Genomic DNA, 14594 nt, shown 5'->3' on the forward strand with positions numbered 1-14594 from the left:
ACAAAAACACCAGAAGGTAAATACCTTTTGGTGTTTGCTCTTTCAATTACCTATTTTTTTACTTTCTTTAACTCAAGATACTCATTATAAGAGATCTCTTTATCTAAGACACCTTCATCTTGTATTTCAATAATGCGATTGGCGATAGATTCATTAAACTGATGGTCATGTGTCGCAAAGATGATAGAACCTTTGAAATTAATTAAGCCATTATTTAATGCTGTAATTGATTCTAAATCCAAGTGGTTTGTCGGTTCATCCAACATAAGCACATTCGCTCCACTTAACATCATTCTGGATAACATGCAGCGAACCTTTTCGCCCCCGGAAAGAACACTCGCTTTCTTCTTAGCTTCTTCTCCTGAAAAGAGCATACGGCCAAGGAAACCACGTAAAAATGTTTCCGTTTGATCCTCCGGTGAATATTGGCGCAGCCAATCAATAAGACTTAACTCAGATCCTTCAAAATACTCTGCGTTATCTTTCGGGAAATACGTTTGAGATGTTGTTACTCCCCATTTATAAGAACCACTGTCCGGTTCCATTTCCCCCGCAAGAATTTTCATTAATACTGTTTTTGCATTCTCGTTAGGCCCTACTAATGATACTTTATCATCTTTATTGAGAATAAAGCTAACGTCATTTAATACCTTTTCACCATCGATCGTTTTAGTTAGGTGGTTGACAGTTAACAAGTCATTTCCAATTTCCCTTTCAGAATTGAAGGCTACATAAGGATATTTCCTTGATGACGGCTTAATGTCGTCCAACTCGATTTTTTCCAATGCTTTTTTACGGGAAGTAGCCTGCTTCGATTTTGAAGCGTTAGCGCTAAATCTAGCAACGAAAGCTTGTAATTCCTCGATTTTTTCTTCCTTTTTCTTGTTCTTTTCTTGAGCTAATTTCAATGCTAGTTGGCTGGATTCATACCAAAAATCATAATTCCCTATAAATACTTTGATCTTACCGAAATCAAGATCAGCTATATGAGTACAAACATTATTTAAAAAGTGTCTATCGTGGGAAACAACAATGACGGTATTCTTAAAATTGAATAGAAAATCCTCTAACCATTGAATAGCTTCAATATCCAGTCCGTTTGTAGGCTCATCAAGGAGAAGTACATCAGGATTACCAAATAACGTTTGAGCTAAAAGTACTTTAACCTTTTGGCCACCAGTTAGTTCTGACATCTTCTTACTTTGAAGATTATCACTGATTCCTAGTCCTTTAAGAAGAACTGCAGCATCAGACTCTGCTTCATAACCGTTCATTTCCGCGAATTCTCCTTCAAGTTCAGCTGCTTTCATACCGTCTTCATCAGAGAAATCTTCTTTCATATAAATAGCATCTTTTTCCTTCATCACGTCATATAAACGTTTATGACCCATCATTACTACTTCAAGTACTATCTGCTCTTCATACTCGAAATGATTTTGCTTTAAAACAGCCATACGATGACCCGGAGGCATGCTCACTTTTCCAGTTTGTGATTCTATTTCTCCAGATAAAACTTTTATAAAGGTAGACTTACCAGCACCGTTTGCACCGATTAATCCATAACAATTTCCTGGAGTGAATTTAATATTAACGTCCTCAAACAGCTTTTGATCTCCAAATTGCAAGCTGACATCTGTTACATTTATCATTTACCTCATCCTTTGCATTAAATTACCTTGAAAATTATATCATTTATTCCATTGAAATACGAGGTTTTAAAAGAATTGTTCTAATCTTAAAAATCGGCGCATACACTATATACAGGGTCCATAAAGAAAGGGAGGAGTGGAAATGCGTTTCGAATATCCTAACTATTTAAGGTATGTGTATTTTCTACTTAGAAGAATAAAAGGTTTATTCCTGACTCATATAGGATAATTTATTTAGTGGGACGCTCAAGTGAGTGACCATTAGAAAGGATGTTCAGAAAAAATGCGACCAGACCAAGACCTAGTAATGCTTATGAAAAAATATCCACAATTAGTTGTTGAATCTAATTTTTCCTTTAAAAATTCAACAACATTTTTTTCGCAAAGGATGACTAAATTAGAGTATACGGACAACCACAAACAAAAAATAGTTTATTTTTTTCACGGAAATCTATCCTCAGAAGAACTAGGTTATTTTATGGATGAGTTTTCAAAAATGTTCCTACAAAAAACAAATATTTCACAAGTCATCCTAGGGGCGAAAAATATACCTACCGCTTATAAAAATATGCTTGATCACTTTAATGTTTCTTGGTACGAAATTGATTTAACACTTGCTAAAAAGGTGATAGAACAACAAGAAAGTACGGAAATAAACCTTAAAAATCGAATTGAAAGATCTAAGTATCATGATGCACTGCTTGTTTTCACAGAAGGATTCTTAGGTGCAGACTTGAACACTTCCTGGGACGACTTTTCCTTACTTGTTTCGGATCAACAAGTCTCTAAAGTAGAGGGTGAGTCCCCCAACTGCAAAGAAAGAGTATTTCAAATTTATTACCGCCACCAACTTCGTTATGAAGGTCTCATTCAAATAACCTATCAGAAACGTCATGAATTGATGCAATGGCCAGATTTGTTAACTGTGTGTATGACAGAAGTTAATTCCTTAAATGAAGATACTCTTAGAAACGATGTATTTAAGTTAAGTATAGATTTCCAAACGTGTGTAGATTGGAATACAGGTTATCTTTTTACAGAAATCCTTTGTGATGATGACATGTTAACAGAAAGAGATGCAGAGAGGATTCAATATATTTTACAAAAATGGAACCTTCATCATAATTACTCTTTTCATTTAGCGGAGTATGAGCAAGCAGATCTGGAATATTTCATTAAGAAACTAATATCAATAACTTTATTAAAAAGTACTGCCAATAGCAAACAGCCTATTTCTTAATGTCAGACGAAATCCTCCAATACACTGGGGGATTTCGTTTACATAAAGCAATAAAAGGTGAGCGTAATTCACTAAATAGCCATAATGAAAACGGAAACATTGTGAATGTGAATATTTTCACAATATAACTATAGCTTTATAAAATTATGTACGATATACTAAATTTGTAAAAGGCTACTACCATTATATTTTTTTAAAAACAATTGTGAAATGCTTCACAATGAATTAAAAGGAGGAATTAAAATGGCCGTTGACGAGAAAAAATTAAAAAATGTGACAGAGGCTGTACAAGAGGTTAACAGGTTGGTGGAAAAAGCTAAAAAAGCCCATAAAGCATTTTTAAATTTTGATCAAAATCACATTGACACCATTGTAAAAGAGATGGCTTTGGCAGGGGCAGATCAACACATGCAGTTAGCTAAGATGGCGGTAGAGGAAACAAACAGAGGCGTCTACGAAGATAAAATTATCAAAAATATGTTCGCAACAGAATACATTTATCATGCCATCAAGTACGATAAAACAGTAGGTATTGTTGCTGAAAACGAACATGAAGAAATGATTGAAATTGCCGAACCAGTAGGAGTTATAGCTGGGGTAACCCCGGTTACGAATCCAACTTCAACGACGTTGTTTAAAATTCTTATATCAATCAAAACAAGAAACCCGATTATTTTTGCTTTTCATCCATCCGCTCAAAAATGCAGTCAAAAAGCAGCCGAAATACTTTATGAAGCAGCACTTAAAGCTGGAGCGCCTGAAGGATGCATTCAATGGATTGAGAAACCATCTATTGAAGCAACGCAACAACTAATGAATCATCCAGGTGTTGCCGTTGTTTTAGCGACAGGTGGAGCTGGAATGGTTAAATCGGCTTATAGTACTGGGAAGCCGGCTTTAGGAGTCGGGCCAGGGAATGTACCTTGCTATATCGAAAGAACAGCAAATATTAAGCAAGCAGTGAATGATTTAATTCTGTCTAAAACATTTGATAACGGTATGATATGTGCTTCCGAACAAGCAGTTATTATTGATCAAGTCATCTACGAACAGACTAAAAATGAGTTAATTAAAAATAATTGTTATTTCTTAACGAACAATGAACGGAAACTAATTGAAGAACTAGCTATCAATGAAAATACATGTGCGGTGAATCCAAAAATTGTAGGGATGCCAGCAGCAGAAATCGCAAAAATGGCAGGATTAAGTGTTCATCCTGATACGAAGATATTAATTGCTGAGTTGAAAACAGTTGGACCAGAATCACCGTTATCAAGAGAAAAGCTAAGCCCGATCCTAGCTTGCTTTAAAGTAAAAGATATAAAAGAAGGGTTTGATCGTGCCGAAGAAATGTTAGAGTTTGGTGGCCTGGGTCACACGGCTGTGATCCACTCAGCCAATGACAATGTCGTTCGTGATTTTGCCTTACGTATGAAAGCCGGAAGAATTATTGCCAATTCTCCATCTTCACAAGGGGCAATAGGCGATATATATAATGGTTACCTTCCATCTTTAACATTAGGTTGCGGCTCATATGGTTCTAACTCTGTGTCTCAGAACGTTGGTACAGTTAATCTTGTGAACTATAAAAAAGTAGGAAACAGGAAAAACAATATGCAATGGTTCAAAGTTCCACCAAAAATCTTCTTTGAAAAAAATTCTACACAGTATTTAGAAAAAATGCCGGATATTTCTCGTGCGATGATCGTTACAGATGCCATGATGATTAAAATGGGGTATGTAGATAAAGTTCTTTATTATTTAAATAAGCGCGAGGAAAAAGTACAATATGAGATTTTTTCAGATGTAGAACCAGACCCATCTATTGAAACTGTAATGGCCGGTGCGGAAGCGATGAAGGCATTTGAGCCTGATGTTATTATAACCCTGGGTGGAGGATCAGCCATGGATGCTGCAAAAGGAATGTGGGTTTTCTATGAGTATCCAGACCTTGATTTCCAAGGCTTAAAACAAAAGTTTCTTGATATTCGTAAACGAGTATATAAATATCCGAAGTTAGGAAACAAAACAAAGTTTGTTGCGATTCCAACGACTTCTGGAACTGGCTCTGAAGTCACCTCATTTGCAGTAATTACTGATAAAAAAAATAACGTCAAATATCCTTTAGCAGACTATGAATTAACTCCTGACGTAGCCATTATCGACCCTGTATACGTACAGTCTGTACCACCGTCTGTAACAGCTGATACAGGAATGGATGTCTTAACACATGCGATAGAAGCCTATGTTTCTGTCATGGCAAACGACTATACAGATGGATTAGCAATGAAAGCAATTCAACTTGTATTTGACTACCTGCCAAGAGCCTATCGAAATGGAAATGATGAACTTGCCCGAGAAAAAGTGCATAATGCTTCTACGATAGCCGGGATGGCATTTGCTAATGCATTCCTAGGGATTAACCATAGTTTAGCACATAAATTAGGTGCAGAATTCCACATCCCTCATGGGCGTTCAAACACGATATTAATGCCCCATGTGATTCGTTACAACGCTGCAAAACCAAATAAATTTACTGCGTTTCCAAAGTACAACCATTTTATAGCAGATGAAAGATACGCAGAAATTGCTAGAATGCTAGGATTACCAGCTAATACTACGGAACAAGGGGTGGACAGTCTTGCCCAAGCCGTAACAGCATTAGCGAAAGAACTAGCTATTCCAATGAGTATTGAAGCGTGTGGTGTAAATAAAAAAGATTTTGAAGCAAAAGTAGATTTACTTGCTGACAGAGCATTTGAAGATCAGTGCACAACAGCAAATCCAAAACTCCCCCTTGTAACCGAACTAGCCGAGATATACAGACTAGCATATAAAGGTCTTTAACACGTTAGACATTGTTGGATCACCTCTGAGTCGAGGTGATTTTTTTCTGTATGTTAATCTTATTACGACAAGCTTTTACATTGATGCAGAGATATATCCTTTTATATTTGCAACTATGTGGTTATCCCGTACAATTAGAAGAAGAGAGGAGAGATACCGAAATGAAAAGTTTAAATGAAGATCTGATGGAAATAAAGGATCAACTTCGAAGACAATTGAAGTGGAAAGAACAAGCGGAAAGACTTCAAACGCAAATTAATAATAAGAAAGAAATCACTTCCATTCTTGCAGAAAAACTTGCAGATGAAAAAGAAGACATCGAAAGCTTAAGAAATCTCTCCATTGCAAATATCTTTTCAACGATCGCTGGCAATAAACAAGAGAAATTATTGGCTCATGAAAAAGAAGTAATCGAAGCGAAATTAAAATACCAAGAAGCCTATAAGGTTTTATCTGAATTAAAAGAAGAGCAACAAGAATATTTATTAAAAATAAAGGAATTGGGAGACCTAAATTCTATTTACTCTAAGATGTTAGACCGGAAAGAAAAGCTCATTCATGATGAGCAGAGTATTTGGAGTCAAGCTCTTTTTGATCTGACCGAAGCTGAGGTTGATGTATTGGGCGGGCTGCAAGAATATGAAGAAGCAATCGAAGCAGGAGGGATTGCCCAGCTGGCACTAGGTGACGCAAAAACCTCTTTTGAGAAAGCTAAAGGTTGGTCAACGTTCGATATGTTTGGTGGAGGCGTTATCTCAACTTCGATGAAGCACAGTCATTTGGATACTGCTAAAAACACGGTTCATGAAGCCGAAAAACGATTAAGACAATTTCAAGATGAATTGTTGGACATTCAAAACCATATGAAAATAGATCTAAATATGAGTGAACTATTAACTTTTGCAGATTATTTTTTCGATGGAATCGTCATAGATTGGATGGTCCACAATAAAATTACCCAAGCAATGACCCAAATTGAAGAAACATTTGACTTAGTGACAAGAACGTTAAAAAAACTGGAAGAAGAACAAATACTACTACGTGAAAAAATCGACGAATTATCATTAGAAAGAATAAAACTTATCGAACAAGCTTAGTTGTCGATAAAATAATTATGTAAACTAAAATAGAATGGGTGAAATGGTAGATGACTGAAAAGGAGAAAATGATCGAGGGAGAGATGTATTTTTCCAATGACCCCGAATTACTTGAGTTAAGAGAAAGAGCCAGAGATTGGATGAAAAACTTTAGTGAACTTCCGATTAGAGCCTATAAACAAAAAGAATTGATGATACAAGAGTTTTTTGGTCATGCTGGAAATACCCCCTTCATCGAAGCGCCTTTACGATGCGACTATGGCTTCAATATATATGTTGGGGATGATTTTTTTGCGAATTTCAATTGTACACTTTTAGACGTCTGCAGAATTGATATAGGGGACCGCTGTATGCTGGCTCCTAATGTTCAACTATATACGGCCACTCATCCCATCGATCCTGTTCAAAGAGCTTCAGGTTTAGAATATGGTAAACCAATAAAAATAGGAAACGATGTTTGGATTGGCGGGGGTGCAATAATTAATCCAGGTATAGTAATTGGAAACAATGTTGTTGTCGCTTCAGGTTCCGTTGTGACGAAGAATGTTCCTGACAATGTAGTAGTCGGGGGCAATCCCGCTGCAGTCATTAGATCCATCGAGCTCTCAGAGTAATATAATTAGAATTTGTATAGGAGGCATACTTGTGAAACTATTTGTTTACGGAACGTTACGAAAAGGACAGAGTAATAATCAAATAATCGAGAATGCAAGTATTTTTTCTGCGCAAGCCCGAATAAAAGGAAAACTATATGACACAGGGTATGGGTATCCAGCCTTGGTTTTAAAAGGAGATACCTATGTGTTTGGTGAAATTCATGAGGTGGATGATAAACTACTCCCTAAATTAGATATGCTTGAAGGTTATGATGAATCAAGGTCAGATAACCTTTATTATCGAACTAAAAAAAAGATTGAAACAGATAAAGGTGCAGTAGAAGCCTGGGTATACGTTATTGAACATCAACACGAACAAGAATCGAACCCGCTTGTTCCGTTCCAAGATTGGAGTATCTACCAATGGTATGCATCTGTAAAAGAAGTTAATTATTTTGCGTACGGTTCGTGTATGGATTTGGAAAGAATCGAGAAGGCTGGAATGAAACAAGAATTTTCAAACGTAGTTGGTATTGGAACATTAGACTCTCATACGATGGATTATTTAATTTCTCAAAATGATGGGGGACGGGCGGATATCATTGAGTCGGATGTTACTGATAAGGTAGAAGGGATCATTTATGCAGTTTCAAAAAAGGCCATCGATTACCTTTTTCATCGGGAAGGCGTGCACTCTGGAAACTACCGCCCTATACTAATTAACATTCAAACAGAACAAGGAACACTTAAGGAGGTCTTGTCATTCACCGTCATACATAAGGAGACCTCCTGTGCACCGCCAAAGCACTATTCAACAGAAATTTTGCGAGGTGCTAAAGACAGATTATCAGCAGGTTATTATAAAAAACTGGAGAAAAACTTAGATATTCTTACTAAAAATTCAAATAATCGTTAAAGAGATGGCTGTCACATAGGTTGCCAAATGATTTCGCCTTTCTTTTCTTCTGGTTCTAATTCCACGTGAAAACGATGTTTTTTATAGAAATACTCTAAACGATCTACATGTCCCCAATCGCGCTTTGAAATCGCACCGGAAATAGCACGTATATTTTTACGTTCCGCTGTGTACTCTTTCAGAAATCTCATACAAACAGAGCCAAAGCCAAGGTTTTCTTTACCACGAATATCATCTATATGGACACAGAAGTCATCTTTGTAATGAGCGTGTATTGAGAAATCCCATTTCCCTTGGTAAGGTTTTTCACAATCATGAGCCATAACTTTACAAATATTTCCGTCATCACTGACATAAATAATGACCCACTTATTTTCTTTTGTTTCATCTATTCCGAGTACATCATGGTGTTTAGAGATTTCCTTCATATTTTGCTGCATACGAAATACTTGAAATTCTAATTCTTCTAATTCACTGAAACGATCTTCTTTCGTTTTTTCCTGCTTTGAATCAAAAGCAGTTGGATAATAAAGCATTAGATTCACCTTTCTTATAAAAATTTCAATTCTACACTCACAAGTTTAGTATTCTACTAAAAACGACACTTAAATTCAAGGGTTAAATTATATTTTTATTTATTAAAAAAGAAAGATTGCATCCCCAAAAAAAGTAAGATAGAATAGTAGGATAATCAAGATATCGTATTTCGTTAAATTATAAATCTATATCTTGTATGTTAATTTCATATTAATAAGAAAATTAGGTGCCTGGATTACTAGGCTTAATCGGGAATTCGGTGTAAATCCGAAGCTGTCCCCGCAACTGTAAATGTGGACGATTTGAGGGAACCACTGTATAAATTTGTCATCTTTTGATGGTGATTATACAGGAAGGCTCAAAGTAGGATGAAGCAAAGTCAGGAGACCTGCCTTATTTTCTTAGTTTCTGATCTTCGGGGGTTGAGCATGAGAAACGGTAGAGGATTCAAGCAGATGATTTTTTCGTGTGATCTTGAACGTCGTTCGTTATCCCCCTCTTACCGTTTTATGTTACCTTCCCACCGATTGGGAAGGTTTTTTTGTTTTAATCTTTTATGCTATCCAGCATCTAAAATAGAGGATTAAACTTCTCCCAGTGAGACGAGACGGTACCGCTTTTCTACTTTGAAAGGATGAGATGAATGGTAAACACAACAGTTATAAGAAATGATATAAAAACAGGAATCAAAAATTTACAAACTCGATTTCCTGATTTATCATGGGAGGCATTTCAAACCCGTATTGATCACATTGATGCCGGCAGTGGTAAAAATAAATCGGCATATGTACTAGGTGCTCTAGATCAATTACATGCAGAGGAATCAAATTGGACATACGTGGCAGCTGATCTTTATGCTAAGCAGTTATACGAAGAAGTGGAATTGAACCGTTCTTTTCCTGCTTATGAGAATTTCTCTGGTTTCATCAACAAGCTGGTTGATGAAGGTTTTTACAAAAAAGAACTAGCCGACAACTATTCAGCAAAAGAACTCATCGAAATTGAAGCAGTAATCAACCATAAGCAGGATGAGTTATTTACATACATTGGACTCAAAACATTAGCTGATCGATATTTAGCTCGTACACACGATGGCAGGCTTTTAGAATTGCCGCAAGAAAGATTTATGGTCATTTCGATGAGTTTAATGATCAAAGAACCAGAATCACAACGATTAGCACTTGTTAAAGAAGCTTATTGGGCATTATCTAATCTTTACATGACCGTTGCTACACCGACTCTCGCTAATGCAGGGAAAACGCATGGTCAGCTTTCTAGTTGCTTCATAGATACAGTGGATGACAGCTTACGAGGAATATTTGATAGCAATACCGATGCAGCTACTGTCAGTAAAAACGGTGGTGGACTTGGTATTTACATGGGTAAAATCCGCGCTAAAGGTTCTTCGATTAAAGGGTTTAAAGGGACGTCTTCAGGTGTACTACCTTGGATGAAGCAATTAAATAATACTGCTGTCAGCGTCGATCAATTAGGCCAGAGACAAGGAGCCATTGCTGTTTATCTTGATGTTTGGCACAAAGATATCTTTTCATTTTTAGATGCAAAGCTTAACAATGGTGATGAGAGACAACGTACCCACGATTTATTTACTGGGGTGACATTGCCTGATTTATTTATGGAAAAAGTCGAAGAACGGGCTGACTGGCATTTATTTGACCCCCATGAAGTTCGAACAGTGATGGGGTTCTCTTTAGAGGATTTTCACGATGAAGAAAAGGGTAAAGGACAATTCCGCCAGCGTTATGAAGAATGTGCAGCAAATGAAAAGTTATCCAAGGACACGGTTCCTGCTATTGACATTATGAAGCGAATTATGGTTTCTCAGCTTGAAACAGGGACTCCTTATATGTTTTATCGTGACACGGTAAACAGAATGAATCCAAATCAGCATAAAGGGATGATATATTCTTCTAATTTATGTACGGAAATTATGCAAAACATGAGTTCCACAACAGTCGAAGAAGAAGTGACCGAAGATGGCATGATGATTACCAAGAAAAATCCAGGTGATTATGTAGTGTGTAATTTAAGTTCTATTTCCCTTGCAAAAGCTGTGCAGGAAAACGTGCTTGAAAGACTGATAAATATTGAAGTTCGGATGCTTGACAATGTGATTGATCTTAACACAATCGAAGTGCCTCAAGCTCAAATCACCAATCAAAAATACCGTGCTATCGGACTAGGCACATTTGGTTGGCATCATTTACTTGCTGAATTGAAAATAACTTGGGAATCAGAGGAAGCTGTCTCTTACGCAGATGAACTTTATGAAAAAATTCACTACTATACGATGAAAGCAAGTATGAAACTAGCAAAAGAAAAAGGACCTTATCCAGCTTTTGACGGCTCTGATTACGCAACCGGCTCTTATTTTAAGAAACGGGGATACGAGTCTGAGAAATGGAGAGAGCTTCAAGAAGAAGTAAGGTTGTCTGGTCTTCGTAATGGATATCTGATGGCGGTGGCACCAAACTCCAGTACTTCCTTAATCGCAGGTTCCTCGGCTTCGATTGATCCTATTTTCAAAAAAGAATATGCCGAGGAGAAAAAGAATTACAAGATTCCTGTCACTGCGCCAAATTTATCAAAGGAAACAACCTGGTACTATAAGCCAGCTCACACGATTGATCAGCATTGGAGTATTAAACAAAATGGTGCCAGACAAAAGCATATTGATCAATCTATTTCATTTAATTTATATGTAAAAAATAATATAAAAGCAAAAGAACTGCTAGGTCTTCATTTAGCTGCTTGGGATAATCAACTGAAAACAACATATTACGTACGTTCCACATCAAGCGAGCTCGAAGATTGTGACAGTTGTTCTAGTTAATCATCTGTTTTACTAATGGAGGAATAGAAAATGACGAAGCTTACACAAAGAAAACTATACGATGTTAATGCTCCTAATGCGTCAACAGGAATTATCCTGGGAGAAAGTTCCAATATTTTAAACTGGGATGATGTACGCTTTAAATGGGCATATCCACTTTATAAAAACATGCTAGGTAACTTTTGGACTCCTTTTGAGATCAATATGAGTACGGACGTAAAGCAATTTAAATCACTTACACCGCCAGAAGAAGATGCTTTTAAGAAAATCATTGGACTACTTGCATTTTTGGATAGTGTTCAAACAGATTATGCGATGCACGTTTCGAAATATTTAACGGATTCCAGTTTAAATGCACTCATGACCGTGCTAGCATTTCAGGAAGTTGTCCACAATCAAAGTTATTCTTATGTCTTATCCAGTCTTGTAAATAAAAATGAACAAGATGAGATTTTCGAGTATTGGAAACATGATCCAATCTTAAGAGAAAGAAATGATTTTATTGCTGAGGGCTATGAAGCATTTGTTGAGAATCCAACGCCACGAACGCTATTAGAATCCATTGTTTATGATGTAATTTTAGAAGGACTTAATTTCTATTCTGGATTTAGTTTCTTTTATCACTTAGCACGAAATCAAAAAATGGTTTCCACATCAACCATGATCAATTATATAAACCGCGATGAGCAGCTACACGTATTTCTTTTTGCGAATATCTTTAAAGAGTTACGAAAAGAAAACCCTGAATTACAAACGGAAGAAATCGATCAGTTTGTAAAAGATACGTTTATTAAAGCTGCCGAACTTGAAATAAAATGGGCTAATTATATTATTGGCGAGAAGATCCCTGAAATTCCAATTCAAGATCTAGAAGATTATATTAAGTTCATGGCAAACAAACGTGTGAACGAACTTGGTATTGAGAGACCTTTTGAAGGATATCGCTCCAATCCGATGAAGTGGATTAAAGTTTATGAAGATGTAAATCAAGGGAAGACCGATTTCTTTGAACAAAAATCCAGACAATATACCAAGGTCTCAGAAGATAACGACTTTGATGATTTATAAGAAAAACGGCATAGCCGTCTTTTATTTAAAATAGCTGCTTTCTTAATCTAACCAGCGATAGCCTCAGTAAAAAAGTTAAAGACATCTAGTGTCTTTAACTTTTTTATATTTTGAAGAAGTTTTTCACGAATTCAGCCTTAGAGTAAATCATGGCAGATTTCTTTACTTTTTGAATCGTCTAGCGTAGCTTTGAGATAGACATCATGATAAAAAATCAAAAGGAGGAAAAAGGAATGACACAGCGATCAAAACAAGAAATTTCAGATTTTTTAAATCGTGCAGAAGTCACTTCTGTAGGGACTTCCAACATGGGTACTCCCAGACAACGAATGATGCATTATGCTGTAGACGAATCTTTTAATGTCTATGTAACGAGTATGAAAGGTGATCCGAAAGTTATTCAATGGAGTAATATTCCAGAAACAGCTATGTTGATCCATCAAGGTCAAACATTTATGGAAATGGAAGAGTGTGAAATTATTGGACGAGCTTCAGTCGTTCGTTCCGAAGAGGAAAGAGCAAAAGCAGCCAAACTTCTTGGACCCAGATCCCCAATTGTTGCACAGTTCCAGGAGCTGGATGCCGTCGATCGACTGGAATTCATAAAAATATTACCATATACAGTAAAATATAGATTTGTCCCTGAAATTCTTCAAGGGGAAGCTCCTACAGTTATTGAATTAAAAGAAAATCAAGCTAAGTCAACAGATAAACAAGATTTAAAATCGCGTTTTAATGCTTGGAAAGAAGCAATTAGACCGCTATCATTAACTGCTTCATTTATTCCTATTGTTATTGGTGGCGCAATGGCCTTCGCACTTACTGATTTCTTTAATTGGTCATTATTTATTCTAACGTTACTTGGAGGTCTTATGGTCCAAGCTGGTACGAATATGATTAACGACTGGAAAGATGCAGAAAGGGATACTGAAAACACTCAAGGAATCCGTCCATTTACTGGTGGTTCAAAAATGATTCAACTAGGTCTTATTTCCAAGGCGGATATGGGGTTTTTCGGCATCCTACTAACTATAATCGCCGGTTTAATAGGTTTATTTCTAACCTTTCAGAGTGGTTGGGGAATAGCACCTTTAATCGGTTACGGATTAATCGCTGGTTTCTTTTATACGAATGGGAAAGATAGGTTTTCATTCATTAATTTATCTGTCGGGGTTGCCGAAGTGTTAATTGCAACTACCTATGGTGTGGCAATGATGCTAGGTGCTTTCTATGTTCAAACAGGAATGTACTCTACAGAGGTATTACTCATTTCTATACCAGTAGCTTTACTAATCACGAACGTTCTGTTAATTAATCAATTTCCAGATGCAACTGCTGATGAAGCAACCGGTAAAAATACCTTGGTAGTCAGGCTTGGCAAAAAAGGGGCAAAGAATGTACTTCTTTCATTATTTATCATTGGATATGGAGTAATTGCCTTTCTTCCACTTGTCGGTTTTGCACCTTATACCATCTTTATTTCGTTTTTATCCTTGCCGTTTATGCTTCAAGCAATTAAGTATGCTCAAAAATATTACGACAAAGCACCTACAGACTTAATTTCCTGTAATGCGCACACAGCAATTCATCATTTATTTACTGGCCTATTATTAGCAATAGGCTATCTCGCATTATCACTCCATGTTTGGGTGATTACGTTTCTATTTATTGGTGCAGTGTTATTTGTCTTATGGGTTTGGAAATATATTGAACGCAGACGACGTGTGATGAGTGACTTTAAGAAAGCCTTCTCTTCCTAATATTATTTTTCTTTGAAACGGATGTTTAGA

General features: G+C 36.5%; 10 protein-coding genes and 1 riboswitch. Of the genes, 8 read left to right on the forward strand and 2 right to left on the reverse strand.

Translation table 11 applies throughout. The annotated features are described in order from the left end of the window. Positions 1–50: 50 nt before the first annotated feature. On the reverse strand, positions 51–1649 hold the full coding sequence (locus tag ACHABW_RS10515) for an ABC-F family ATP-binding cassette domain-containing protein (RefSeq protein ID WP_110936018.1): 1599 nt from the start codon (positions 1647–1649) through the stop codon (positions 51–53). A gap of 283 nt (positions 1650–1932) precedes the next feature. Between ACHABW_RS10515 and ACHABW_RS10520 the strand changes: the two genes are divergently transcribed. From ACHABW_RS10520 to ACHABW_RS10540, 5 genes are all read left to right on the forward strand, one after another. Then, positions 1933–2889, forward strand: a complete 957-nt coding sequence (locus ACHABW_RS10520) for a hypothetical protein (RefSeq protein WP_435755259.1) — start codon at positions 1933–1935, stop codon at positions 2887–2889. A gap of 243 nt (positions 2890–3132) precedes the next feature. Then, positions 3133–5736: a bifunctional acetaldehyde-CoA/alcohol dehydrogenase gene (gene adhE / locus ACHABW_RS10525; protein WP_435755260.1), complete on the forward strand. Its 2604-nt coding sequence runs from the start codon at positions 3133–3135 to the stop codon at positions 5734–5736. Between the two features lie 161 nt (positions 5737–5897). Then, complete coding sequence (locus ACHABW_RS10530; protein WP_435755261.1) at positions 5898–6833, forward strand: hypothetical protein; 936 nt, start codon at positions 5898–5900, stop codon at positions 6831–6833. Between the two features lie 50 nt (positions 6834–6883). Then, positions 6884–7447 carry a sugar O-acetyltransferase gene (locus ACHABW_RS10535; protein WP_435755262.1) on the forward strand — a complete coding sequence of 188 codons (564 nt, stop codon included), beginning with the start codon at positions 6884–6886 and terminating at the stop codon, positions 7445–7447. 31 nt (positions 7448–7478) lie between these two features. Beyond that, positions 7479–8345, forward strand: coding sequence for a gamma-glutamylcyclotransferase (locus ACHABW_RS10540; RefSeq protein WP_435755263.1), 867 nt, complete (start codon positions 7479–7481; stop codon positions 8343–8345). A gap of 11 nt (positions 8346–8356) precedes the next feature. Here ACHABW_RS10540 and ACHABW_RS10545 read toward each other — a convergent pair whose 3' ends face one another. Continuing rightward, entirely contained in the window at positions 8357–8881 is a 525-nt protein-coding gene (locus ACHABW_RS10545) for a hypothetical protein (protein WP_435755264.1), read from the reverse strand. A 208-nt stretch (positions 8882–9089) separates the two neighbouring features. Next, positions 9090–9292, forward strand: a riboswitch (cobalamin riboswitch). A 233-nt stretch (positions 9293–9525) separates the two neighbouring features. Here ACHABW_RS10545 and ACHABW_RS10550 point away from each other — a divergent pair. The 3 genes from ACHABW_RS10550 (at position 9526) to ACHABW_RS10560 (ending at position 14564) form a co-directional block, all read left to right on the forward strand. After that, entirely contained in the window at positions 9526–11736 is a 2211-nt protein-coding gene (locus ACHABW_RS10550; RefSeq protein WP_110936024.1) for a ribonucleoside-diphosphate reductase subunit alpha, read from the forward strand. 30 nt (positions 11737–11766) lie between these two features. Then, positions 11767–12804: a ribonucleotide-diphosphate reductase subunit beta gene (locus tag ACHABW_RS10555; RefSeq protein ID WP_435755265.1), complete on the forward strand. Its 1038-nt coding sequence runs from the start codon at positions 11767–11769 to the stop codon at positions 12802–12804. Between the two features lie 233 nt (positions 12805–13037). Then, complete coding sequence (locus ACHABW_RS10560) at positions 13038–14564, forward strand: prenyltransferase (protein WP_435755266.1); 1527 nt, start codon at positions 13038–13040, stop codon at positions 14562–14564. Positions 14565–14594: the final 30 nt, after the last annotated feature.

The sequence above is a fragment of the Salipaludibacillus sp. CF4.18 genome, from assembly GCF_051262595.1.
GTDB classification, from domain to species: Bacteria; Bacillota; Bacilli; order Bacillales; family Salisediminibacteriaceae; genus Salipaludibacillus; species Salipaludibacillus neizhouensis.